This window comes from Klebsiella sp. Q2 (assembly GCF_009900705.1).
GTDB classification, from domain to species: domain Bacteria; phylum Pseudomonadota; class Gammaproteobacteria; order Enterobacterales; family Enterobacteriaceae; genus Klebsiella; species Klebsiella quasipneumoniae.
The window spans coordinates 697,276-721,241 of sequence record NZ_JAAABE010000001.1 but is presented as its reverse complement, the minus strand read 5'-3'; the positions used below and the strand labels follow the sequence as shown (position 1 = coordinate 721,241).

Sequence of the window (23,966 nt, the reverse complement as noted above, 5' to 3'; positions counted from 1 at the left end):
GGTGAAGAGGGCAACGTTAAGTTGCCCTTTTTTTCTATCCAGCCCGGTATGCCAGGGTGGTATAATCTTTAAACTTCTTTACATTAGGTAAGGCAAAAGCCTTTTCGTCTTTATATACTGAAAAAGAGCCCCAATTTTGTGGGCTGCAATGTGTGACAACAGGGGGCAAGGGATGTTGCTAAAGAAACGGTATGGTCGTCCATTGTCAGCGCTCAGCCTGAGCCTGGCACTGGCATTTGCTCCGCTGTTCAATGTCCAGGCCGAAGAGCCTGAAGTCGTACCCGGCGACAGTTCCGCGACGCCCGCTGAGGTCTCTGTCGCGCTGGCGCAAAGCGATGGGCAATCGCCGGCGGTCGCGAAGCTGGCCGGTGAGCAGCCGCTGTCGATGGCGACGGCGGCAAACAGTCGCGCCCAGATCGAGGCGCTGTTGCCGGCAGGGTATAAACCCGTCTTTATGAATCCGCTGGTGTCGCTGTACGCCGCCAGGGATATGAAACCGATGTGGGAAAACCGCGAGGCGGTGCAGGCGTTCCAGCAGCAGCTGGCGGAGATCGCCATCGCCGGTTTTCAGCCGCAGTTTACCACCTGGGTCAGTCTGCTGACCGATCCCGCCGTCAGCGGTATGGCGCGCGATGTGGTGCTGTCGGACGCCATGATGGGCTATCTGCACTTTATCAGCGGCATCCCCACCCAGGGGACCCGCTGGTTGTACAGTTCAACGCCGTACAAGATGGCGACCCCGCCGCTGTCGGTGATTAACCAGTGGCAGCTGGCGCTGGACAATGGCTCCCTGCCGGCGTTTATCGCCGGCCTGGCGCCGCATCATCCGCAGTATGAAGCCATGCATCAGTCGCTGCTGGCGCTGGTGGCTGATTCTCGCCCGTGGCCGCAGATGACCGGCAGCGGCTCGCTGCGCCCCGGCGAATGGAGCAATGATATCGGTGCCCTGCGCGAGATCCTCCAGCGTACCGGGATGCTGGACAATACCGCCAATATCGTTCTGCCTGGCGATGTGGTGAGCCCGTCGGCGAAGAAAAAGAGCAAACCCGCGGCGCGCGGCGTGTACGATCGCCAGCTGGTGGAGGGGGTTAAGCGCTTCCAGGCGATGCAGGGGCTGGGGGCGGATGGCGTCATCGGCCAGTCGACTCGCGACTGGCTCAACGTCTCTTCCGCGCAGCGCGCAGGGGTGCTGGCCCTGAATATTCAGCGTTTACGCTTACTGCCGGGCAAACTATCCACCGGCATTATGGTCAATATTCCGGCGTTCTCGCTGGTCTATTACCAGGACGGCAGCCAGGTGCTGGCCTCGCGGGTGATTGTGGGGCGTCCGGACCGCAAAACGCCAATGATGAGCAGCGCGCTGAATAACGTGGTGGTCAATCCGCCGTGGAACGTGCCGCCAACCCTGGCGCGCAAAGATATCCTGCCGAAGGTGCGTAACAATCCAGGCTATCTGGAGCAGCATGGCTACACCGTGATGCGCGGCTGGAACAGTAAAGAGACCATCGATCCTTATCGGGTTGACTGGTCGACCATCACCGAGAACAACTTACCGTTCCGCTTCCAGCAGGCGCCCGGGGCGCGTAACTCGCTCGGACGCTACAAGTTCAATATGCCGAGCTCCGATGCCATCTACCTGCACGATACGCCGAACCATAATCTGTTCCAGAAGGATGTTCGTGCGCTCAGTTCCGGCTGTGTGAGGGTGAATAAGGCTTCGGAGCTGGCCAATATGCTGCTGCAGGATGCGGGCTGGAATGACTCGCGTATTTCTGATGCCCTGAAGCAAGGGGACACGCGCTATGTCAATATTCGGCAAAATATACCGGTGAATTTATATTACTTAACGGCGTTTGTGGACGCTGATGGACGTACACAATATCGAACAGATATTTACAATTACGATATCACCGCGCGATCCAGCGCACAAATTCTGACGAAAGCTGAACAATTAATCAGGTAAATGAAGTAGTTCAATGGATTTTGTTGTCCTAGCACTGGGTAAAAAAGGGCGCTGCTCCTCTGCAGCGCCCGATTTTCCTGGGGTGAGGCTGCCTTGACGTTGGCAATAATGCCCGGTAAGGTGCCTTTCGTGCGCCAGAAGTGCATATACATATCATTCCGCTCAATGCGTGGCGCGGTCAGCGCGAACGTTCTCTTTTGCCGGGCTGCATCACGGCTGTGGCGAGCGATGGCGTGCTGAGGTTCAGCATCGCGCAAGGCGGAAAAAGTATATAACGATTCATTGACTGTAGACCTGATTATCATGGACAAATTTGACGCTAATCGCCGCAGATTGCTGGCGTTGGGTGGTGCTGCGCTGGGTGCTGCCGCCATTCTCCCTGCGCCGGCATTTGCCACCCTCTCGACCCCCCGTCCGCGTATTTTGACGCTGAATAACCTGCATACTGGTGAATCACTCAAGGCGGAGTTTTTCGATGGCAGAGGCTATATTCAGGATGAATTAGCAAGACTTAACCATTTTTTCCGTGATTACCGCGCGAATAAAATTAAGTCCATCGATCCAAATCTGTTCGATCATCTTTATCGGTTGCAGGGACTACTTGGCACCAACAAACCTGTCCAGCTTATCTCTGGCTATCGTTCCCTCGATACCAATGATGAGCTTCGCGCACGAAGCCGTGGTGTAGCAAAACACAGCTATCACACCAAGGGGCAGGCAATGGATTTCCATATTGAAGGTATTTCGTTAAGCAATATTCGCAAAGCGGCGTTATCTATGCGCGCAGGTGGTGTAGGATATTACCCACGTAGTAACTTTGTGCATATTGATACCGGTCCCGTAAGGCACTGGTAACGAAAGGAGCGTCATGAACTATCGTATTATTCCGGTTACCGCGTTCGCGCAGAACTGTTCTCTTATCTGGTGCGAACAAACCCGGCTGGCGGCGCTGGTCGATCCTGGCGGCGATGCTGAACGTATCAAAGCGGTGGTGACGGAGGCTGGCGTCACGCTGATGCAGATTCTGCTGACGCATGGCCACCTCGATCACGTCGGCGCCGCTGCAGAACTGGCGCAGCATTATGGCGTACCGGTTATTGGTCCGGAAAAAGAAGATGAGTTCTGGCTGGAAGGCTTACCGGCGCAAAGCCGGATGTTCGGCCTGGAGGATTGCCAGCCGCTGCGTCCGGATCGCTGGCTTAATGAAGGCGACGTGGTTAATGTGGGGAATGTGGCGCTGCGGGTGCTGCACTGCCCAGGCCATACTCCGGGTCATGTGGTCTTCTTTGATGACGCTTCCCGACTGCTCATTTCCGGGGATGTGATTTTCAAAGGCGGGGTGGGGCGCAGTGATTTTCCACGCGGCGACCATGGGCAGCTGATCGCGGCCATTAAGGATAAGCTGTTGCCGTTGGGCGATGACGTGACCTTTATTCCCGGCCATGGTCCGCTGTCGACGCTGGGTGAGGAACGCCGCAACAACCCGTTCCTGCAGGATGAGATGCCGGTCTGGTAACCCACCTGACGCGAACATAAAAAGGCCGCATTCGCGGCCTTTTTCTTGATATCGAATAATATTGCTTACAGCACGGCGACGATGGCTTCGCACAGCGGCGCCATGTTGTCAGGCGTCATGCCGGCCACGTTGATACGGCCGGACGCGACCGCATAAATGGCGAACTCTTCACGCAGACGCAGCACCTGCTCTTTCGTCAGGCCGCTGAACGAGAACATACCGTTCTGTTTGCTGATAAAGCTGAAGTCGCGGCTCGCGCCTTTCTCCTGCAGGGTGTTGACGAACAGCAGTCGCATGCGCTGAATGCGCTGGCGCATATCGGTCAGCTCCTGCTCCCAGATCGCCCGCAGCGCATCGTTGCTCAGAATGGTCGCCACCACGGACGCGCCGTGCGCAGGCGGGTTGGAGTAGTTAGCGCGGATCACCGACTTCATCTGGCTGAATGCGCGGTCTACAGTCTCCTGATCGGCGGCGACCAGAGTGCAGGCGCCGACGCGCTCGTTGTACAGGCCAAAGTTTTTCGAGTAGGAGCTGGCGACCAGCAGCTCTTTATGCAGAGCAGCAAAGGCGCGCAACCCTTCAGCATCTTCTTCCAGGCCGCGGGCGAAGCCCTGATAGGCGAAATCGAACAGCGGCAGCCAGCCTTTCTCGACCGACAGCTGCGCCAGCGTCTGCCACTGATCGAGCGTGGGATCGATACCGGTCGGGTTGTGGCAGCAGCCGTGGAACAGTACCACGTCGCCCGCCTGGGCTTCGTTCAGGCTGGCAAGCAGACCATCAAAGTCCAGCGCGTGGTTAGCCGCGTCGTAGTAGGCATATTCACGCACTTCCAGCCCGGCGGAGGTAAACACACTCTTATGGTTTGGCCAGCTCGGGTTGCTTACCCACACGCGTTTCACGTCGGTGTTTTTGGCGAGGAAGTCTGCGGCGACGCGCAGTGCACCGGTACCGCCCGGGGTCTGCGCGGTGCGGGCGCGTTTATCGGCGATAATCGCATTGCCTTTACCGAACAGCAGCTCCTGGGTACAGCGACCAAATTCAGGAATACCATCGATGCCCAGATAGTTTTTAGTCGTTTCATTTTCCAGCAGGTACTGCTCTGCTTTTTTGACGCTGGTCAGAACGGGGGTTTTACCAGTTTCATCCTTGTAAACACCAATTCCGAGGTTAATCTTTTCAGGGCGGTCATCGGCACGAAACAGATCGGCCAGACCTAAAATCGGGTCGGCTGGGGCGGCGGTAATGTTCTCAAACATGACGAGGTTCCATTGTGATTACTGAAGGGAAATCCGCTATCAGGTTAACGGGAGAACAACGAATTGCCAACCGTTTGCGACAAAAAGCGCGAAGGTTTTCGAAAGATACGATCTTTGCCTCACGAATAGAGAAAAGCAGGACCGAAGTCCTGCTCTGAAGGCATATCACGAAGGGGTGTACTGCAAATTAGAACTGGTAAACGATACCCACGGCCGCCTGGTCGTCGGTCGCTACGCCAGCTTCACGCGTATAAGCGTTGTCGTCCAGTTGGTTGAACTTGTACGCCGCATAGACGTTCATGTTCTTGTTGAAGTAGTACCAGGTACCCACTTCGACGTATTTAACCAGATCCGCATCGCCGCCGGAGAAGCCGCCGCGCGCCTGCAGGTCTTTGCCTTTGGTCTGTACGTAGCCGATGGACGGACGCAGGCCGAAGTCGAACTGATACTGTACAACGGCTTCGAAGTTCTGGGTTTTGCCCGCGAAGTAGTTACCCTGGTTTTCCGGGGTCATGTTGTAAGTCTGGGAGTACATGACGGCCGCGTAAACGTTGTTGGCGTCATATTTTGCAGAGGTTGCCCAGGCTTCGGCTTTGTCGCCATTGCCGTCAGCTTTCTGATCTACGCTACGGTTGGAACCGGAGTAGCCAGCAGACAGCGCAATACCGTTGTCGAACGCGTAGGTCGCCGCGGTGCTGAAGCCGTCGCCATTCTGCTTGTGAATCGAACGGTCGTGGTCGTTTTTACCCTGGTACTGCAGCGCGAAGCTCAGGCCGTCAACCAGACCGAAGAAGTCAGAGTTACGGTAGGTTGCCACGCCGTTGGTACGGCCGGTCATGTAGTTGTCGGTGTAGTTCCAGCCGTCGCCGCCCCATTCAACCAGCATATCGGTTGCTGCTTCGACGTCGTAGATTGCGCCGTAGTTACGGCCGTAGTCGAATGAACCATACTCGCCCGCTTTCAGACCTGCGAACGCCAGACGGGTTTTGGTCGGCTGGGAACCTTCAACATTGGAGGCGTCCATGTTGTATTCCCACTGACCGTAGCCGGTCAGCTGATCGTTGATCTGAGTTTCGCCTTTCAGGCCGATACGGGCGTAGGTGGTATCGTCGCTGCTGGTGTCGCCATTGGTGGTCCAGACGTGCTCGCCGACCATTTTTCCATAGAAGTCCAGTTTGTTGCCGTTTTTGTTATAGATTTCTGCAGCGTTAGCTGCACCGGCTACCAGCAGGGCAGGGATCACCACTGCCAGAATATTGCGCTTCATCATTATTTATTACCCTCATTAATATTTTTTATATGAACACGTGCCACTGCCGTCAATAAGTTCTGTCAATAAAAACTTACAGAACCATTGATGAGAGTTTGGTGTCTGAAGGCATCTTTCCATCCGCGACAACGTTTCGCTAGCCGGAAAATGCTACTAATATCTCATATGAGTAACAAAACGAAAAAACATGTAACTAAATATGTATTTTTGGGAACTTTGTGAACTTAATCAAAATTCCGTTCCACATGGTGAGGTAAATCGCCCTTCCATATCTATCTATATGAAATATTTATGATTAATTTGGATAAAGGTAAATTTGCTCATTTTATGTGTTGAATTCGCCTTCTTTTTATTCAGCCTTTGTCTTGGCAAGATGTGCGGCGTATGGTTAAAAAATGAGCAAATTAATCAGGGGTTTTGCTCTGTTATGAACAAAAAGTGCGATCTGTATCACCAGGATGCACCGAAACAGTGCGTAACATAAATGTGAATTCGAGGCCTTGATGTTTAAGTTTGTTGAATTTTGATAACAGTAATTGACATAAAAAAAGGCCAGCTTGCGCTGGCCTTTCAGGTTTATGTCAGAAAAATTTAGAATGTCGCGTTGCGCGGGGTCCGCGGGAACGGAATGACATCGCGGACGTTCTGCACGCCGGTCACGTAGGCGATCAGACGCTCGAAGCCCAGGCCAAAGCCGGAGTGTGGAACGGTGCCATAGCGGCGCAGATCGCGATACCACCAGTAGTCTTCTTTATTCAGGCCCATCTCGGCCATACGCGCGTCAAGCACGTCGAGGCGCTCTTCACGTTGGGAACCACCGATGATCTCGCCAATACCCGGCGCCAGGACGTCCATTGCCGCGACGGTTTTACCGTCTTCGTTAAGGCGCATGTAGAACGCCTTAATATCTTTCGGGTAGTTTTTCACCACCACCGGCGCTTTGAAGTGTTCTTCAGCCAGGTAACGTTCGTGCTCGGAGGAGAGATCCACGCCCCAGTACACCGGGTTCTCGAATTGCTTGCCGCAGTTTTCCAGAATGGTGACGGCGTCGGTATAATCCACCTGCGCAAAATCAGCGGTGATAAAGCGCTGCAGACGGTCGATAGCGTCTTTATCAACGCGCTCGGCGAAGAACTGCATGTCGTCCGCGCGCTCTTCCAGTACCGCTTTAAAGACGTACTTGAGCATCGCTTCCGCCAGGCCGGCAACATCGTTCAGATTGGCGAAGGCCACTTCCGGCTCCAGCATCCAGAACTCCGCCAGGTGGCGGCTGGTGTTGGAGTTTTCCGCGCGGAAGGTCGGGCCGAAGGTGTAAATCTTCGACAGCGCGCAGGCATAGGTCTCGCCATTCAGCTGGCCGGAAACGGTCAGGAACGACTCTTTACCGAAGAAGTCTTTGTCGAAATCGACTTTGCCCTGATCGTTACGCGGCAGGTTTTCCAGATCCAGCGTCGACACGCGGAACATTTCGCCGGCGCCTTCGGTATCGGAGGCGGTGATCAGCGGGGTGGAGACCCAGAAGAAGCCCTGCTCATCAAAGAAGCGATGCAGCGCCTGCGCCAGGGTGTGACGCACGCGGGCAACCGCGCCGATCAGGTTGGTGCGCGGACGCAGGTGGGCCACTTCACGCAGATACTCGATGCTGTGGCGCTTGGCCGCCATCGGGTAAGTGTCCGGGTCTTCCACCCAGCCGGTCACTTCCACGTTGGTCGCCTGGATCTCAAAGCTCTGACCCTGGCCCTGGGAAGCCACGACTTTACCGGTGACAATCACCGAGCAACCGGTGGTCAGACGCAGCACTTCCTGATTGTAATTGGGCAGAGAATTATTAATAACGGCCTGTACAGGATCAAAGCAGGAACCGTCATAGACGGCGAGGAATGAAAAGCCAGCTTTTGAATCTCGGCGGGTACGCACCCATCCGCGGACCGTGACTTCGCTGTCAACGGCAACGCGGCCCTGGAGTACGTCGGCTACAGGCACAACGCTCATAATAATCTCTCTATATAGTCCAATAAAAAAGTCTCTTCCCCCTACAGCGGGGGGATATCTATGTTACCTGTCATCTTCCATCAGACAAGTAGATTTCGCATCATAAGCGGATAATTCGGCAATAAATAATAAAGAAAAAGGAGCCTGAAAGGCTCCTTAAGAAAATTAGCTCGCTTTTTTAATCGGCGGCAGGTCGAACGCCTCGCGCAGGGCGCGGACGAAGGCCTTATCGTGGCAGATGGTTTTCCCCGGGCTGTCGGAGAGTTTCGCCACCGGCTTGCCGTTACATTCCACCAGCTTAATCACGATATTGAGCGGTTTAACCTGCGGCAGATCGCAGGTTAAACGGGTGCCGATCCCAAAGCTCAGCTTCACCCGCGAGGCGAAGTGGCGATACAGGTCGACGGCTTTCGCCAGATCGAGATTATCGGAGAAGACCAGCACTTTGCTCAGCGGATCGATGCCCAGCTTCTGATAATGGGCGATGGCTTTTTCACCCCATTCCACCGGGTCGCCGGAGTCGTGGCGCAAACCCTGATAGCGGGTGGCGAACTCCGGACCGAAATCGCGCAGGAACGCATCCATGGTGATGCAGTCGGTCAGTGCGATGCCCAGTTGGTCAGGATACTCTTCCAGCCAGGCGGCGAGGGCCGCCCGCTGGCTGCTGGCCAGGTTCGGGCTGATCTGCTGATGAGCCTGGAACCACTCATGGGCCTGGGTGCCCATCGGGGTTAAGTTGAGACGGCGCGCCAGATCGTAGTTGCTGGTGCCAACAAACCATGGCTCCTGCTGCAGGCGTTGCACAATGGCTTCCTGCACCTCGCGTGAAAAACGACGGCGGGTGCCGAAATCCATCAGACGGAAGGCGCTCATGTCGAGGCCAGCGGTCATGGTGGCGAAGTCGCCTAGCTTATGTTCCAGCGCGTTTAGCGCTTGTTCCACGCCCGTCTCGGGTGAACGGTAGCGATGGACCAGCTCGCTTATCACCGCCAGCAGCGGGACTTCCCACATGATGGCTTCCCGCCATGGGCCGGTAAGGCGAATGTTCAGCTTGCCATTGTCATTGGTGACCGTGACCTGGCTTGGGTCATAGCGAAAATCGCGCAGCCAGTCGAGGTAATCCTGGCGAAAAAAAGGAAGGGTGGACAGCCAGCGATATTCATCATCCCGCAGCCTCAGGTCGCGCATGGACTCCACCTGCTCGCGGATCGCGTCGGCATAGATGCCGAGCAGGTCGTCTCCGCGGCAGCGAAACTCCGCCGCCACATGTACATCGCCGTAGCGGTGGAAGACAGCCTGCTGCATGTGCAGCTTGTAGGCATCCGTATCAAGCAGCGAGTGCAGTACAGGAGAAGTGAATTGTGTCATGGTGCGCAGTAGCATCCTCTCACTGGAGCGTTCCATCGAAACCAACGCGGAAAAAGGAGGCGGAGTATACCTTTATTACCCGGCTCTGTCCCGCGATGGCGAGCAATGGCGACGCTGACGGTCATTTGCGAGGCCTAGTTTAATATATTGAACATGGATCACACCACAAGCTTTGCGTCGGGTCGAGGGCATTTCGTGCCGCGAGTGTTAACAAAATGTAGCGATTTCCGTGTTTCACGTTGAAAAGATGAAGATTCTGCATAGCGCGATTGACACAACGGGAATAGACTGGGACGACACTTTACCGAAGATGCGAAAGGTTTTTTATGACACAACAGCCCCAAGCCAAATACCGCCACGACTATCGTGCGCCGGAGTATCTGATTAGCGATATCGATTTGACCTTTGACCTGGATGCCGCAAAAACCGTTGTTACGGCCGAGAGCAAGGTCTCCCGCCACGCGGCAGCGTCTGATGTGCCATTGCGCCTGGACGGCGAAGATCTGACCCTGATTTCGCTGCAGGTGAACGGACAGCCGTGGAGCGACTATAAAGAAGAAAACAATCAGCTGGTGATCGGCGGCCTGCCGGAGCATTTCACCCTGACCATCGTCAATGAGATCAGCCCGGCGGCGAACACCGCGCTGGAAGGCCTGTATCAGTCAGGCGAAGCGCTGTGCACCCAGTGTGAAGCGGAAGGTTTCCGCCACATCACCTGGTATCTGGACCGTCCGGACGTGCTGGCGCGCTTTACCACCAAAATTATCGCCGATAAAGCCAAATATCCGTTCCTGCTCTCCAACGGCAACCGTATGGCGGAAGGGGAACTGGAGAACGGTCGTCACTGGGTACAGTGGCAGGATCCCTTCCCGAAACCGTGCTACCTGTTTGCGCTGGTGGCCGGTGATTTCGACGTCCTGCGCGACACTTTTACCACCCGCTCCGGGCGTGAAGTGGCGCTGGAGCTGTACGTCGATCGCGGCAATCTCGACCGCGCGCCGTGGGCGATGACCTCGCTGAAAAACTCCATGAAATGGGATGAGGAGCGCTTTGGCCTCGAGTATGACCTCGACATCTATATGATTGTCGCCGTCGACTTCTTTAATATGGGTGCCATGGAGAACAAAGGACTCAACGTCTTTAACTCCAAATATGTCCTGGCGCGGACCGATACCGCCACCGATAAAGACTACCTTGATATTGAGCGGGTAATTGGTCATGAGTATTTCCATAACTGGACCGGCAACCGCGTTACCTGCCGCGACTGGTTCCAGCTAAGCCTGAAAGAGGGGCTGACCGTGTTCCGCGATCAGGAGTTCAGCTCCGACCTCGGCTCGCGGGCGGTGAACCGCATCAACAACGTGCGCACTATGCGCGGGCTGCAGTTTGCCGAAGACGCCAGCCCGATGGCGCACCCGATCCGCCCGGATATGGTTATCGAGATGAACAACTTCTATACCCTGACGGTCTATGAAAAGGGGGCCGAAGTGATCCGCATGCTGCACACCCTGCTGGGTGAAGAAAACTTCCAGAAAGGGATGCAGCTCTATTTTGAACGTCATGACGGCAGCGCCGCCACCTGCGACGATTTCGTCCAGGCGATGGAAGATGCCTCGAACGTCGATCTGTCGCACTTCCGCCGCTGGTACAGCCAGTCCGGTACGCCGATTGTCACCGTCCATGACGACTATAATCCGGAGACCGAGCAGTATACGTTGACCATCAGCCAGCGTACGCCGCCGACCGCCGAGCAGGCCGAGAAGCAGCCGCTGCATATCCCGTTTGCCATCGAGCTGTACGATAACGAAGGTAAGGTGATCCCCCTGCAGAAGGGCGGCCATCCGCTGCACCCGGTGCTTAATGTGACTCAGGCTGAGCAGACCTTCGTCTTTGATAATGTCTATTTCCAGCCGGTACCGGCCCTGCTGTGCGAGTTTTCAGCACCGGTGAAACTGGAATACAAGTGGAGCGATCAGCAGCTCACCTTCCTGATGCGCCATGCGCGGAATGATTTCTCGCGATGGGATGCGGCGCAGAGTCTGCTGGCGACCTACATCAAGCTGAACGTTAACCGTCATCAGCAGGGACAGCCGCTGTCGCTGCCGGTGCACGTGGCGGACGCCTTCCGCGCGATTCTGCTCGACGAGAAGATTGACCCGGCGCTGGCCGCCGAGATCTTAACCCTGCCGTCGGCCAACGAAATCGCCGAGATGTTCGCCATTATCGATCCTATCGCCATCGCCACCGTGCGCGAGGCGCTCACCCGCACCCTGGCGAACGAGCTGGCGGACGAATTCCTCGCGGTATATAACGCCAATAAGCTCGACAGCTACCGGGTGGAGCATGCCGATATCGGTAAGCGCGCCCTGCGCAATACCTGCCTGCGCTATCTGGCGTTCGCAGAACCGACGCTGGGCGATAAGCTGGTGGCGGCGCAGTATCACCAGGCGGATAACATGACCGACGCGCTGGCCGCGCTGTCGGCGGCGGTTGCCGCTGAGCTGCCGTGCCGCGATGCGCTGATGCAGGAGTATGACGACAAATGGCATCAGGACGGCCTGGTGATGGACAAGTGGTTTATCCTGCAGTCCACCAGCCCGGCGGCCAATGTGGTCGAAACGGTACGCGGTCTGCTGAACCATCGTTCGTTCAGCATGAGCAACCCGAACCGCGTGCGGTCGCTCATCGGCGCTTTCGCCAGCAGCAACCCGGCGGCGTTCCATGCGGAAGACGGCAGCGGCTACCAGTTCCTGGTGGAGATGCTGACCGAGCTTAACCAGCGCAACCCGCAGGTCGCATCGCGACTGATTGAGCCGTTGATTCGCCTGAAGCGTTACGATGTGAAACGCCAGGCGCTGATGCGCGCCGCGCTGGAGCAGCTGAAGGGTCTGAAGGATCTCTCAGGCGATCTGTACGAGAAAATCAGTAAGGCGCTGGCGTAACCGTGGCGTAAACCCGGATTGCGGCGCACATTGCGCCCTGTCCGGGTTACCTGGTGCCGCAGTGATGTTGTCGGGTGGCGCGATGCTTACCCGGTCTGGAATACGCGGCAGATTTGTCGTTGGTCGCCCAACTAAGCAAAGCGCGAGCCGGGGACATGTCGGATGACGATATGCCCCCGTTCTGACAGCAGACCGTTACTCCGGTCAGCCATGACTAAATAAACGCGGCACGCTCTCGCTCTTGCCGCGCTTCATCACCCGATCCAGTACCTCCGCCTCCAGCTCGGCCAGCTTCGCCGAACCGGTGCGCCGCGGTCGCGGAATATCCACGTTCAAATCGAGACCGATCTTCTTCTCTTCAATTAACAGCACCCGGTCGGCCATCGCCACCGCTTCGCTGACGTCGTGGGTCACCAGCAGGACCGTAAAGCCATGCTCCTGCCACAGGGAGACGATCAGCTCCTGCATCTCCAGACGGGTGAGGGCGTCCAGCGCCCCCAGCGGCTCGTCCAGCAATAGCAGGCGCGGGCGATGGATCAGGGCGCGGGCCAGCGCAACGCGCTGCTTTTGCCCGCCCGACAGCGCCGCCGGCCACTCCTGGGCGCGGCTCTCGAGTCCGACGCTGGCCAGTGCCTGCAGGGCGGCTTCGCGCCAGGCGCCTTTTAACCCCAGCCCCACGTTATCAATCACCGTTTTCCACGGCAGCAGGCGTGCATCCTGAAACATCATCCGGGTGTCGTCCTGGATCGCCGCCAGCGGCGTTGCGCCCGCCAGCAGCTCGCCAGCGTTCGGGGTTTCCAGGCCCGCCAGCAGGCGCAGCAGGGTACTTTTGCCGCCGCCGCTGCGGCCCACCACCGCCACAAACTGGCCGCTGGGGATATGCAGATCCAGCTCGTTAAGAATGGTGTTGTCGCCATAGCGTTTAGTCACCCCGTTCAGCAGCAGCGGGATACCTGGGTTTAGACGGGCAGTGTTCATGCGTTCGCCTCCTGAAGATGATACGCCGGGTTCCAGCGCAGCCAGAGCCGCTCCAGCAGCTGGGCGCTGACGTCGGCCAGTTTGCCAAGAATGGCGTAAAGAATGATGGCGACCACCACCACGTCGGTTTGCAGAAATTCACGCGCATTCATCGCCAGGTAGCCGATACCGGCGTTCGCCGAGATGGTTTCGGCGACAATAAGCGTCAGCCACATCAGACCGAGGGCGAAACGCACGCCGACCATAATCGAGGGTAGGGCGCCGGGTAAAATCACGTGACGGAAAAGAGCAAAGCCGGATAAACCATAGCTGCGCGCCATCTCCACCAGTCCGCGGTCGATATTGCGGATCCCGTGCCAGGTGTTGATATAGATCGGGAACAGGGTGCCCAGCGATACGAGGAAGATCTTGGCGGTCTCATCGATGCCGAACCACAAGATCACCAGCGGGATCAGCGCCAGATGCGGCACATTGCGCAGCATCTGGATCGACGTGTCCAGCAGGCGCTCGCCCCAGCGTGACAGACCGCTGATCAAGCCGAGCACCAGCCCAATGGAGCCGCCGATGGCGAAGCCGACCAGCGCCCGCCACGAGCTAATGGCCAGATGCTGCCACAGCTCACCGCTGGCCGAGAGGGTCCAGAACGCTTTCAATACGCCCTCCGGCGAGGGCAGCACCCGCGTCGACAGCCAGCCGACGGACGAGGCCAGCTGCCAGACAATGACCGTTCCCACCGGCAGCAGCCAGGGGGCGAGGCGTAATAACAGGGGATGGGTTGATTTTGCCATCACGACCTCCTCAGCTCTGCGCCACTTTACGCGGGATAAACTCGTTAGCGACGGCTTCTCCCTGCAGGCGCAGGCTTTGCGGCTGCGGGACAGACGGCACCGCGACGTCGAGCAGCGGGAACAGCAGTTCGCCGACCCGATACGCCTCTTCCAGATGCGGATAACCGGAGAAGATAAAGCTATCGATACCCAGCGCGGCGTACTCATTGATCCGTTCGGCCACGGTGGCGGCATCGCCCACCAGCGCGGTCCCGGCGCCGCCGCGCGCTAAACCGACGCCAGCCCACAGGTTGGGGCTGATTTCCAGCTTATCGCGTCGGCCATTGTGCAGGGCCGCCATCCGCTGCTGGCCGACGGAGTCGGTTCTGGCGAAGGCTGCCTGGGCGCGGGCGATAGTCTCATCATCAAGATGAGAGATAAGGCTGTCCGCTGCCTGCCAGGCTTCCTCATTGGTTTCCCGCACGATCACATGCAGGCGGATGCCGAAACGCACCCGGCGACCGTGCTGGGCGGCTTTCTCCCGCACCTGAGCAATTTTCTCTGCCACCTGGGCCGGTGGTTCCCCCCATGTAAGATAGAGATCGACCTGTTCAGCGGCCAGATCCTGCGCCACCTCAGACGAGCCGCCGAAATAGAGCGGCGGACGCGGCTGCTGGAGCGGCGGAAACAGCAGTTTAGCGTCGCGAACGCGCTGATGCTTACCGTTAAAGGTGACAGTTTCCCCTTCCATCAGCTTGCGCCAGATGTGGGTAAATTCAGCCGAGGCCTCATAGCGCTCGGTGTGGTCGAGGAAGACACCGTCGCCAGCCAGCTCGGCGGGATCGCTGCCGGTGACCAGATTGAACAGCGCCCGGCCGTTTGACAGTCGGTCCAGGGTCGCCGCCTGGCGCGCGGCCACCGTCGGCGACACCACGCTTGGCCTGAGGGCGACAAGAAATTTCAGCCGCTGCGTTACCGGGATCATCGAGGCCGCAACCAGCCAGGCATCTTCACATGAGCGCCCGGTCGGGATCAGCACGCCGGTGAACCCCAGCCGATCCGCCGTCTGCGCGATTTGCTGCAGATAGCCATAATCGACCGGACGGGCTCCCTCTTCGGTACCCAGATAACGACCATCACCATGGGTCGGTAAAAACCAGAACATATTCAGACTCATGATTTCGCTCCTTGTGCGGCGGCGGGCTGCCAGATGCGGGCCCGGATATCAACTTTTTTCGGCACCAGCTTGTTCTCATAGAACAGGTCGGCCGTCTGCTGCTGGCGAGCGGCGGTTTCGGCGCTCACCGGGGTAACCGAGGTGGGGGGACGATGGTCCAGGTAGCTGGCGATCACCGCCTCCGGTAACCCCATCGTTTTCGCCAGCAGCGTAATGCTTTGCGCGCGCTGGCTATGGGTCAGGGCATCGGCCTGCGTAAAGGTATCGAGTACACCCTCAATAAAGGCGCCATTGCGTTCAGCGTAAGGGCGGGAAGCGAGATAGAAGGATCCTGTCTGTTTCAGGTCGGTTCCGTCGGTTAGCACCCGGGCGCCGCCCTGCAGCAGCGCGGCGGAGTAATACGGATCCCAGATCGCCCAGGCGTCGACATTGCCCTGCTGGAAGGCGGCGCGCGCATCGGCGGGGGCGAGATAGACCGGCTGAATGTCGCTAAACTTCAAACCTGCCAGCTGCAGGGCGCGCAGCAGCAGATTGTGGGAGCTGGAGCCTTTCTGAAAAGCGACCTTTTTTCCTTTCAGCTCCGCAACGTTATGAATCGGGCTGCCCTGCGCCACCAGAATCACTTCCGCTTTGGGCTTGGGCGGTTCCGAACCGATATACACCAGATCGGCGCCCGCCGCCTGCGCAAAGATAGGCGGAATGTCGCCAGTGCTGCCGATATCGATGCTGCCAACGTTCAGCGCCTCCAGCATCTGCGGACCGGCCGGGAATTCTATCCACGAGATATGGGTCTTTGGGTAGCGCTGCTCCAGCAGCTGATGGCTTTTCGCCAGCACCATGCTGACGCTGCCTTTCTGATAACCGATGCGCAGGGCGTCAGGCGCCGCCGGGGCGGCGTGGCCCAGGGTGGAAAAGAGCAGCAGTCCGCCGAGGGTCAGAGCGCGGAGAGGATTAAGCATGTTCCACCCCACGCAGAGACGTTAATGACGGCGCGCGGCTGCTGGGGCGGTGCAGCGCCTGCCAGAAGGTCTCGAGGGCTTCATCGAGGCGCCGCTGCAGGTTCGGGGTAAACTGCGGCTTGTGCTGGTAATCGGTCACCTGGCTGTCGTCGGCGAAGACGCCGTGGAGGATCTCCTGAGCCTTGAGGGCATTCAGCACCGGCTTCAGGGCGTAGTCCACCGCCAGCATGTGGGCGATGGTGCCGCCGGTGGCCAGCGGCAGTACGATTTTGCCCTCCAGCGCCCGCTCAGGAAGCAGGTCGAGCAGCGTTTTCAGGGCGCCGGAAAACGAGGCTTTATACACCGGCGTGGCGATGATCAAGCCGTCAGCCCCGGCCAGCTGCTCATTGAGCGTCTGCAGCGCCGGGTTGTCAAAGCGAGCGTAGAGAAGGTCTTCCGGGGCAAAGTTCTGCAGATGCCAGTGGCAGACTTCGATATCGGCGGCGGTGAGCGTCTCTCTGGCATATTCCAGCAGGGCGCTGGAACGGGAAGGGTAACGCGGGCTGCCCGCAAGCGTAATGACGCGCATCTCTCTCTCCTTATAACTAAATGTTTGCATTTATCTATAATTGATAACATTTATAGTGAGTGTGACAGAGGGCCATTATTTCCCTAAATGATTTATCCACCGTTAGATAGCCGAAAAGCGCATAACGGCGCGCGGGGAGGTAATCGTTTGCGCTGATGGGGGATTTTTTGTCGCAGGTCAATTCCCTTTCCGCAACAGATCGCACATAATACGCCCCCGGTTTGCACACCGGGAATCCAGGAGAGTTCATGTACTACCCCTTCGTTCGTAAAGCCCTTTTTCAGCTCGATCCTGAGCGCGCTCATGAAGTTACTTTTCAACAATTACGCCGTGTCACCGGGACGCCGCTGGAAATCCTGGTTCGCCAGAAGGTGCCGGCCAGGCCTGTCACCTGCATGGGGTTGACCTTTAAAAACCCGCTGGGTCTGGCGGCCGGGCTGGATAAAAACGGGGAATGCATTGACGCGCTGGGCGCGATGGGTTTTGGCTCCATTGAGATCGGCACCGTGACGCCGCGTCCGCAGCCGGGCAACGATAAGCCAAGGATCTTCCGTCTGGTGGATGCTGAGGGGTTGATCAACCGCATGGGCTTTAATAACCATGGCGTCGATAACCTGGTCGAGAACGTGAAAAAGGCGCATTTTGACGGCGTGCTGGGCATCAATATCGGTAAAAATAAAGATACGCCGGTTGAGCACGGGAAAGATGATTACCTGATTTGTATGGAAAAAGTCTATCCCTACGCTGGCTATATCGCCATTAATATCTCCTCGCCGAACACCCCGGGGCTGCGCACGCTGCAATACGGCGAAGCGCTCGACGATTTACTCTCCGGTATTAAAAATAAGCAGCTTGAGCTGCAGCAGAAGCATCAAAAATATGTGCCGGTCGCCGTGAAGATCGCGCCGGATCTTTTGCCTGAGGAATTGATCCAGGTTGCCGATAGCCTCGTGCGTCATAATATTGATGGGGTGATTGCCACCAATACTACTCTCGATCGTTCTCTGGTCCAGGGAATGAAACATTGCGATGAGACCGGCGGGCTTAGCGGTCGTCCATTACAATTAAAGAGTACCGAAATTATTCGCATGCTCTCCGCAGAGTTGAATGGCCGTTTGCCTATCATTGGCGTGGGCGGTATTGATTCCGTGATTGCCGCGCGGGAAAAGATGGCCGCTGGGGCATCGCTGGTGCAGATTTATTCCGGATTTATTTTTAAAGGTCCGCCGCTGATTAAAGAAATTGTTACCCACATCTAATCTTTTACCCCTTTGAATCCCCCCAGGGCTTTATTTCCGGCCCTGGTTGTTTTATATTCCCTCACTGTTGCTTATTTAAACATTTTAGACTTTTCTTAATTTTAGAAAATATTCTGCGGTAAGTCGCAACAGCTTTGCAGAGGCGTATGAAAGGGGACAGGGGGAAAAATGCGGATTAAACCTGACGATAACTGGCGTTGGTATTACGATGAAGAGCACGACCGCATGATGCTCGATCTGGCCAATGGCATGTTATTTCGCTCGCGCTTCGCCCGGCGCATGCTGACGCCGGACGCCTTTGCCCCATCGGGATTCTGCGTTGATGACGCCGCGCTCTATTTCTCTTTTGAAGAAAAATGTCGCGATCTCGAGCTATCGAAAGAGCAGCGGGCGGAATTAGTCCTTAACGCGCTCACCGCCATCCGTTTTCTCAAACCGCAGATGCCGAAAAGCTGGCACTTTATCGCCCATACCCATCACTGGCAGCCGAGCGGCGGCGACGCGGCCTGCGTCTGGCTGAGCGATACCGGCGAGCAGGTGAATTTACTGGTGGTGGAGCCGGGCGATAACGCCGCGCTCTGTCTGTTGGCTCAGCCGGGTCTTACGCTTGCCGGCCGGGTTATGCAGCTGGGCGATGTCATTAAAATCATGAACGACAGGCTGCAGCCGGCGCAGAGCGCGGTCAGCTGCAGCCTGGGGCAGGCGGTTTAAGGCGCCAGGCGCAGCGCCGTTTTCGGCACGCAGCTGCAGGCAAGAATGGTGCCATCTCCGGCGACCGCGTTTTTCTTTAACGGACTCACTTCCCCCTCTTCAAGACGGATGCGGCAACTGCCGCAGATCCCCGCCCGACACGAGTAGGGTACGCGAATGCCCTGTTGCTCCAGTTGTTCCAGCAGCACCTGCTGGTTATTGCCGGTAAATTGTTGACTCTGCCATTCAATGGCAACCGTGGCCTGCTGCTGCGCCTCGGGAGCCGGGGTATCGTCGCTTTCGCCGGCGCCGTAGGCTTTCGCCGGGCCGCGGGCGAGGATTTCCACTTCATCCCCCACCCGGATCACGCCGCTGTTACGGGCAATCAGGTTCTGACCAAAGTCGACATCGCCATTATCCTGCGCGGTGCGGAAGCGCTTTAAGGTTTCCAGCGGCTCTCCGCTGGGATGCTTCTGCCCGCGCTCCGGACTGACGGTGGTAAAAATGCAGCGGCTGCACGGTTTGGCGACGTCAAATACCACCTCGCCGACGCGGATCACTTTCCAGCTATCTTCATCCCAGGCCGCCGCGCCGGTGACCACGAGATTAGGGCGAAACTGTTCTATGCTTACGCTGGCCGGGCAGCGCTGCTGCAGATCGCGCAGGGAGGCTTCGTTCGCCAGCAGGTAAGGGTAGCCGTCGGCGAAGGAGAGCGGTACCGCATCGTGGCGCTTCACCCGGCGGGTTAACTGTGGCCCCAGCCAGCGCAGCTGGACGTCGCGATTGAAAAAGCCGCTGAGCCACTGATTAACCGCTGCGGGCGCGATAAGGGCGGTAAAATGGTTGCCCCAGACTTCTGTCGGTTCGGCCTGAGGGGCGAAATCGTTAAAACGCACCACGGCGCTGCTGCCGTCCGGTGCGGTCAGGTGAAGGCCATCATGCAGCGGCGCCGGAATAAATTTCACCATTTGCGGAAACTGACGGGCGGTAATAAAGGTGCCGTCGGTTTCGGTGACCATAAACAGGCGATCGAAGGCCAGGCCGCTGATATCGGCAAAGGCGTGGGTCAGGCCCATGCCGCGCATGGATTTAACGGGATGAATAAAAAGACGCGAGAGCGTTACCATACGCTGCCTCCGGGTTCCAAAAATAAGCCTATAACTTTATGACATAGGGCACATATTGGCTATAATGCGCACCAATTTTCTTTAAGTAAAAGTGACGATATGAATTCTCTGTTTGCCAGTACGGCTCGTGGGCTGGAAGAGCTGTTAAAAACTGAACTGGAAGGGCTTGGCGCGACGGACTGCCAGGTAGTCCAGGGCGGGGTCCATTTTCAGGGGGATACGCGCCTGCTGTATCAGAGCCTGATGTGGAGCCGGCTGGCTTCGCGCATCATGCTGCCGCTGGGCGAGTGTCGCGTATACAGCGATCTGGATCTGTACCTCGGCGTACAGGCCATTCCGTGGACGGAGATGTTCAACCCTGGCGCCACCTTCGCGGTGCATTTTAGCGGCCTCAATGAGGAGATCCGCAACAGCCAGTACGGCGCGCTGAAGGTCAAAGACGCTATTGTCGACAGCTTCACCCGTAAGAATCTGCCGCGCCCGAACGTCGATCGTGAGTCGCCCGATCTGCGGATCAACGTCTGGCTGAACAAAGAGACGGCGCACATCTCGCTGGATCTGAGCGGCGAAGGTCTGCACCTGCGCGGCTACCGCGATGGCACCGGTATGGCGCCGATCAAAGAAAACCTCGCGGCGGCGATCGTGATGCGCTCCGGCTGGGTGCCGGGCACCCCGCTGCTCGATCCGATGTGCGGCTCCGGTACCCTGCTGATTGAGGCGGCGATGCTGGCGACCGACCGCGCGCCGGGCCTGCACCGCGGCCACTGGGGCTTTGGCGGCTGGGCGCAGCACGACGACGCCATCTGGAAAGAGGTCAAAGCGGAAGCGCAAACCCGCGCCCGTCAGGGGCTGGCGGCATATGGGTCACGCTTCTATGGATCCGATGTCGACGCACGCGTCATTGACCGCGCCCGCCGCAACGCCCGTCGGGCCGGCATCGGCGAGCTGATCGATTTTGAAGTCAAAGACGTCGCCCAACTGAATAATCCGCTGCCGAAAGGCCCGTACGGCACCGTGATCAGCAACCCGCCGTACGGCGAGCGTCTGGAAAGCGAGCCGGCGCTGATCGCCCTGCACAGCTTGCTGGGCCGGATCATGAAAAGTCAGTTTGGCGGCTGGAACCTGTCGGTGTTCAGCGCCTCGCCGGAGCTGTTAAGCTGCCTGCAGCTGCGCGCCGACAAACAGTTTAAAGCCAAGAACGGCCCGCTGGACTGCGTGCAGAAGAATTATCACCTGGCGGAGAGCGAAGGCGGCAAGCCGGCGATGCTGGCAGAAGATTTTGCTAACCGTCTGCGTAAGAACCTGAAGAAGTTTGAAAAATGGGCCCGTCAGGAAGGCATTGAATGCTATCGCCTGTACGATGCTGACCTGCCGGAATACAACGTGGCCATCGATCGCTACGCCGACTGGGTGGTGGTCCAGGAGTATGCCCCGCCGAAAACTGTCGACGCGCATAAAGCGCGCCAGCGCCTGTTCGATATTATCGCCGCGACTATCGCGGTGTTAGGAATCGCGCCGAACAAGCTGGTGCTGAAGACCCGCGAGCGGCAAAAGGGGAAAAATCAGTATCAGAAGATGGCGGAGAAAGGCGACTTTATCGAGGTGCAGGAGTACAACGCGCGTCTGTGGGTCAACCTCACCGACTACCTGGATACCGGTCTGTTCCTCGACCACCGGATCGCCCGCCGTATGCTTGGCCAGATGAGCAAAGGCAAGGATTTCCTCAACCTGTTCTCCTATACCGGCAGCGCCAGCGTCCACGCCGGCCTCGGCGGCGCTCGCTCCACCACCACGGTGGATATGTCGCGCACCTATCTGGAGTGGGCGGAACGCAACCTGCGTCTCAATGGCCTGACCGGCCGCGCGCATCGCCTGATGCAGGCGGACGTCCTGGGCTGGCTGCGGGAGAGCACCGAGCAGTTCGATCTGATCTTTATCGATCCGCCGACCTTCTCCAACTCCAAACGAATGGAAGATGCTTTCGACGTCCAGCGCGATCACATTCGCCTGATGACCGATCTGAAACGTCTGCTGCGTAAAGGCGGCACCATTATGTTCTCGAATAACAAACGCGGTTTCCGTATGGATCATGACGGGCTGGCGGCGCTTGGCCTGAAGGCGCAAGAGATTTCGCAAAAAACGCTGTCGCAGGATTTTGCCCGCAACCGTCAGATCCACAACTGCTGGCTGATTACCGCAGCCTGAAAGGAATAAAGAATGTCACTGATTAGTATGCATGGCGCCTGGCTTTCCTTCAGCGATGCGCCGCTGCTGGATAATGCCGAGCTGCATATCGAAGATAACGAGCGCGTCTGCCTCGTCGGACGCAACGGCGCCGGTAAATCGACCCTGATGAAGATCCTCAACCGCGAGCAGGGGCTGGATGACGGGCGCATTATTTATGAACAGGATCTGATTGTGGCGCGTCTGCAGCAGGATCCGCCGCGTAATGTCGCCGGTACGGTGTACGATTTTGTCGCGGAAGGCATCGCCGAGCAGGCGGCCTACCTGAAGGCCTACCATGACGTATCACATCAGGTCATGACCGATCCGAGCGACAAAAATTTAAATGAACTGGCGCGCCTGCAGGAGCAGCTCGATAACCTGGGGCTGTGGCAGCTGGACAGCCGCATTAACGAAGTGATTGAGCAGCTTGGCCTTGATGCCAATGCCCAACTGGCCTCCCTGTCCGGCGGCTGGCTGCGTAAAGCGGCGCTGGGCCGCGCGCTGGTCAGCGGGCCGCGCGTGCTGCTGCTCGATGAACCTACCAACCACCTGGATATCGAAACCATCGACTGGCTGGAAGGGTTCCTGAAAACCTTTAAAGGCACCATTATCTTTATTTCGCACGACCGCTCCTTTATCCGCAATATGGCGACGCGCATCGTCGACCTCGATCGCGGCAAGCTGGTGACCTACCCGGGCGATTACGATCAGTATCTGCTGGATAAAGAAGAAGCCCTGCGGGTTGAAGAACTGCAGAATGCGGAATTCGACCGCAAGCTCGCTCAGGAAGAGGTGTGGATCCGTCAGGGGATCAAAGCGCGCCGCACGCGTAACGAAGGCCGCGTTCGCGCCCTGAAGGCGATGCGTCGTGAGCGCGGCGAGCGCCGGGAAGTGATGGGCAGCGCCAGGATGCAGGTTGAAGAGGCTTCGCGCTCCGGCAAAATCGTTTTCGAAATGGAGAACGTCAACTATCAGGTTGATGGCAAAGTGCTGGTGAAAGATTTCTCCGCGCAGATCCAGCGCGGCGACAAGATTGCCCTGATTGGCCCCAACGGCTGTGGGAAAACCACGCTGCTGAAGCTGATGCTTGGCCAGCTGCAGGCCGACAGCGGGCGGATCCACGTTGGTACCAAACTGGAAGTTGCCTACTTCGACCAGCACCGCGCAGAGCTGGATCCGGACCGGACGGTGATGGATAACCTTGCGGAAGGTAAGCAGGAGGTGATGGTTAACGGTAAGCCGCGCCATGTGCTGGGCTATCTGCAGGACTTCCTGTTCCATCCGAAACGGGCGATGACTCCGGTGCGGGCGCTCTCTGGCGGGGAACGTAACCGCCTGCTGCTGGCGCGGCTGTTTTTGAAACCCAGCAACTTGTTGATTCTCGATGAACCGACAAACGACCTGGATGTCGAAACGCTGGAGCTGCTGGAAGAGCTGATCGATGGCTATCAGGGCACCGTGATGCTGGTGAGCCACGATCGTCAGTTCGTGGATAACACCGTAACCGAATGCTGGATCTTCGAAGGCGGCGGTCGCATCGGCCAGTATATCGGCGGCTATCACGACGCCCGCGGACAGCAGGCCCAGTCGTTGGCGCAGAAGCAGCCGGCAGCGAAAAAAACGTTGGAAGTCGCTCAGCCAAAAGCAGAAACTGTCAAACGCGGCGGGAACAAACTAAGCTATAACCTGCAGCGCGAGCTGGAACAGCTGCCGCAGAAGCTGGAAGCCCTCGAGGCCGAACTGCAGACGCTGCAGGAGCAGGTGGCCGATCCCGACTTCTTTGGACAACCGCACGATCGCACGCAGCAGGTGCTGGCAAAGCTGGCCGAAGCGGAACAGTCGCTGGAAGCGGCCTTTGAACGCTGGGAATATCTCGAAGGATTAAAGAACGGCGCCTGAGCCGAGGAG

Annotated in this window: 17 protein-coding genes and 1 pseudogene; 8 read left to right on the top strand and 10 right to left on the bottom strand. The window is 57.7% G+C overall.

The features are described 5' to 3' along the window. Positions 1 to 172: 172 nt before the first annotated feature. The 3 genes from ldtD (at position 173) to GT756_RS03665 (ending at position 3,479) form a co-directional block, all read left to right on the top strand. On the top strand, positions 173 to 1,963 hold the full coding sequence (gene ldtD, locus GT756_RS03675; RefSeq protein ID WP_004201402.1) for a L,D-transpeptidase: 1,791 nt from the start codon (positions 173 to 175) through the stop codon (positions 1,961 to 1,963). 303 nt (positions 1,964 to 2,266) lie between these two features. Further along, positions 2,267 to 2,818, top strand: coding sequence for a YcbK family protein (locus GT756_RS03670; RefSeq protein ID WP_004201403.1), 552 nt, complete (start codon positions 2,267 to 2,269; stop codon positions 2,816 to 2,818). Between the two features lie 13 nt (positions 2,819 to 2,831). Next, complete coding sequence (locus tag GT756_RS03665) at positions 2,832 to 3,479, top strand: MBL fold metallo-hydrolase (protein WP_043521089.1); 648 nt, start codon at positions 2,832 to 2,834, stop codon at positions 3,477 to 3,479. Positions 3,480 to 3,544: 65 nt separating this feature from the next. Here the strand turns inward: GT756_RS03665 and GT756_RS03660 are convergent, their stop codons facing one another. The 4 genes from GT756_RS03660 to pncB all read right to left on the bottom strand — a co-directional run bounded on the left by GT756_RS03660 (position 3,545) and on the right by pncB (position 9,365). Beyond that, positions 3,545 to 4,735: an amino acid aminotransferase gene (locus GT756_RS03660; protein ID WP_017899450.1), complete on the bottom strand. Its 1,191-nt coding sequence runs from the start codon at positions 4,733 to 4,735 to the stop codon at positions 3,545 to 3,547. A gap of 187 nt (positions 4,736 to 4,922) precedes the next feature. Continuing rightward, a complete protein-coding gene (gene ompK35, locus GT756_RS03655; RefSeq protein WP_004201406.1) occupies positions 4,923 to 6,005 on the bottom strand; it encodes a porin OmpK35 in 1,083 nt (360 codons plus the stop codon). A gap of 591 nt (positions 6,006 to 6,596) precedes the next feature. Beyond that, complete coding sequence (gene asnS, locus GT756_RS03650; RefSeq protein WP_017899452.1) at positions 6,597 to 7,997, bottom strand: asparagine--tRNA ligase; 1,401 nt, start codon at positions 7,995 to 7,997, stop codon at positions 6,597 to 6,599. 165 nt (positions 7,998 to 8,162) lie between these two features. Continuing rightward, a complete protein-coding gene (gene pncB, locus GT756_RS03645) occupies positions 8,163 to 9,365 on the bottom strand; it encodes a nicotinate phosphoribosyltransferase (RefSeq protein WP_064150381.1) in 1,203 nt (400 codons plus the stop codon). Positions 9,366 to 9,691: 326 nt separating this feature from the next. Between pncB and pepN the strand changes: the two genes are divergently transcribed. After that, complete coding sequence (gene pepN / locus GT756_RS03640; RefSeq protein ID WP_048294447.1) at positions 9,692 to 12,307, top strand: aminopeptidase N; 2,616 nt, start codon at positions 9,692 to 9,694, stop codon at positions 12,305 to 12,307. 204 nt (positions 12,308 to 12,511) lie between these two features. On the opposite strand, the gene ssuB is transcribed toward pepN, so the two are convergent. The 5 genes and pseudogenes from ssuB to ssuE form a co-directional block, all read right to left on the bottom strand. Further along, positions 12,512 to 13,285 (bottom strand): aliphatic sulfonates ABC transporter ATP-binding protein, encoded by a 774-nt coding sequence (gene ssuB / locus GT756_RS03635; RefSeq protein WP_004201411.1) that lies wholly within the window; start codon positions 13,283 to 13,285, stop codon positions 12,512 to 12,514. Next, entirely contained in the window at positions 13,282 to 14,073 is a 792-nt protein-coding gene (ssuC, locus tag GT756_RS03630; protein ID WP_004201413.1) for an aliphatic sulfonate ABC transporter permease SsuC, read from the bottom strand. Before ssuC ends, ssuB begins: the two co-directional genes overlap by 4 nt. A 10-nt stretch (positions 14,074 to 14,083) precedes the next feature. Then, complete coding sequence (gene ssuD / locus GT756_RS03625; protein ID WP_048323568.1) at positions 14,084 to 15,229, bottom strand: FMNH2-dependent alkanesulfonate monooxygenase; 1,146 nt, start codon at positions 15,227 to 15,229, stop codon at positions 14,084 to 14,086. Continuing rightward, positions 15,189 to 16,188, bottom strand: a pseudogene (locus GT756_RS03620) (sulfonate ABC transporter substrate-binding protein). Before GT756_RS03620 ends, ssuD begins: the two are co-directional and overlap by 41 nt. Next, complete coding sequence (ssuE, locus tag GT756_RS03615; protein ID WP_004201416.1) at positions 16,181 to 16,756, bottom strand: NADPH-dependent FMN reductase; 576 nt, start codon at positions 16,754 to 16,756, stop codon at positions 16,181 to 16,183. Before ssuE ends, GT756_RS03620 begins: the two are co-directional and overlap by 8 nt. Before the next feature lie 248 nt (positions 16,757 to 17,004). Between ssuE and pyrD the strand changes: the two genes are divergently transcribed. Both pyrD and zapC read left to right on the top strand, forming a co-directional pair. Next, positions 17,005 to 18,015 carry a quinone-dependent dihydroorotate dehydrogenase gene (gene pyrD, locus GT756_RS03610; protein WP_004201417.1) on the top strand — a complete coding sequence of 337 codons (1,011 nt, stop codon included), beginning with the start codon at positions 17,005 to 17,007 and terminating at the stop codon, positions 18,013 to 18,015. Positions 18,016 to 18,183: 168 nt separating this feature from the next. Continuing rightward, positions 18,184 to 18,726, top strand: coding sequence for a cell division protein ZapC (gene zapC / locus GT756_RS03605; RefSeq protein WP_064189321.1), 543 nt, complete (start codon positions 18,184 to 18,186; stop codon positions 18,724 to 18,726). Here zapC and GT756_RS03600 read toward each other — a convergent pair. Beyond that, a complete protein-coding gene (locus GT756_RS03600) occupies positions 18,723 to 19,832 on the bottom strand; it encodes a YcbX family protein (protein ID WP_053810591.1) in 1,110 nt (369 codons plus the stop codon). The two genes, zapC and GT756_RS03600, sit on opposite strands and share 4 nt — an antisense overlap. Positions 19,833 to 19,931: 99 nt before the next feature. Here GT756_RS03600 and rlmKL point away from each other — a divergent pair, with 99 nt between their 5' ends. Together rlmKL and GT756_RS03590 are read left to right on the top strand one after the other, a co-directional pair. Then, complete coding sequence (gene rlmKL, locus GT756_RS03595) at positions 19,932 to 22,037, top strand: bifunctional 23S rRNA (guanine(2069)-N(7))-methyltransferase RlmK/23S rRNA (guanine(2445)-N(2))-methyltransferase RlmL (RefSeq protein WP_049092771.1); 2,106 nt, start codon at positions 19,932 to 19,934, stop codon at positions 22,035 to 22,037. Positions 22,038 to 22,049: 12 nt separating this feature from the next. Next, the gene (locus GT756_RS03590) at positions 22,050 to 23,957 is read left to right on the top strand and encodes an ABC transporter ATP-binding protein (RefSeq protein ID WP_053810590.1); all 1,908 of its coding nucleotides are present in this window, start codon (positions 22,050 to 22,052) and stop codon (positions 23,955 to 23,957) included. Positions 23,958 to 23,966: the final 9 nt, after the last annotated feature.

What these genes read in the sequence shown, in the direction of transcription:
- GT756_RS03660 (WP_017899450.1), bottom strand. Translation starts at nt 4,735, where the DNA reads ATGTTTGAGAACATTACCGCCGCCCCAGCCGACCCGATTTTAGGTCTG.
- ldtD (WP_004201402.1), top strand. Translation starts at nt 173, where the DNA reads ATGTTGCTAAAGAAACGGTATGGTCGTCCATTGTCAGCGCTCAGCCTG.
- pncB (WP_064150381.1), bottom strand. Translation starts at nt 9,365, where the DNA reads ATGACACAATTCACTTCTCCTGTACTGCACTCGCTGCTTGATACGGAT.
- asnS (WP_017899452.1), bottom strand. Translation starts at nt 7,997, where the DNA reads ATGAGCGTTGTGCCTGTAGCCGACGTACTCCAGGGCCGCGTTGCCGTT.
- zapC (WP_064189321.1), top strand. Translation starts at nt 18,184, where the DNA reads ATGCGGATTAAACCTGACGATAACTGGCGTTGGTATTACGATGAAGAG.
- GT756_RS03670 (WP_004201403.1), top strand. Translation starts at nt 2,267, where the DNA reads ATGGACAAATTTGACGCTAATCGCCGCAGATTGCTGGCGTTGGGTGGT.
- ssuD (WP_048323568.1), bottom strand. Translation starts at nt 15,229, where the DNA reads ATGAGTCTGAATATGTTCTGGTTTTTACCGACCCATGGTGATGGTCGT.
- ssuB (WP_004201411.1), bottom strand. Translation starts at nt 13,285, where the DNA reads ATGAACACTGCCCGTCTAAACCCAGGTATCCCGCTGCTGCTGAACGGG.
- ssuC (WP_004201413.1), bottom strand. Translation starts at nt 14,073, where the DNA reads ATGGCAAAATCAACCCATCCCCTGTTATTACGCCTCGCCCCCTGGCTG.
- pepN (WP_048294447.1), top strand. Translation starts at nt 9,692, where the DNA reads ATGACACAACAGCCCCAAGCCAAATACCGCCACGACTATCGTGCGCCG.
- ssuE (WP_004201416.1), bottom strand. Translation starts at nt 16,756, where the DNA reads ATGCGCGTCATTACGCTTGCGGGCAGCCCGCGTTACCCTTCCCGTTCC.
- pyrD (WP_004201417.1), top strand. Translation starts at nt 17,005, where the DNA reads ATGTACTACCCCTTCGTTCGTAAAGCCCTTTTTCAGCTCGATCCTGAG.
- GT756_RS03600 (WP_053810591.1), bottom strand. Translation starts at nt 19,832, where the DNA reads ATGGTAACGCTCTCGCGTCTTTTTATTCATCCCGTTAAATCCATGCGC.
- rlmKL (WP_049092771.1), top strand. Translation starts at nt 19,932, where the DNA reads ATGAATTCTCTGTTTGCCAGTACGGCTCGTGGGCTGGAAGAGCTGTTA.
- ompK35 (WP_004201406.1), bottom strand. Translation starts at nt 6,005, where the DNA reads ATGATGAAGCGCAATATTCTGGCAGTGGTGATCCCTGCCCTGCTGGTA.
- GT756_RS03665 (WP_043521089.1), top strand. Translation starts at nt 2,832, where the DNA reads ATGAACTATCGTATTATTCCGGTTACCGCGTTCGCGCAGAACTGTTCT.
- GT756_RS03590 (WP_053810590.1), top strand. Translation starts at nt 22,050, where the DNA reads ATGTCACTGATTAGTATGCATGGCGCCTGGCTTTCCTTCAGCGATGCG.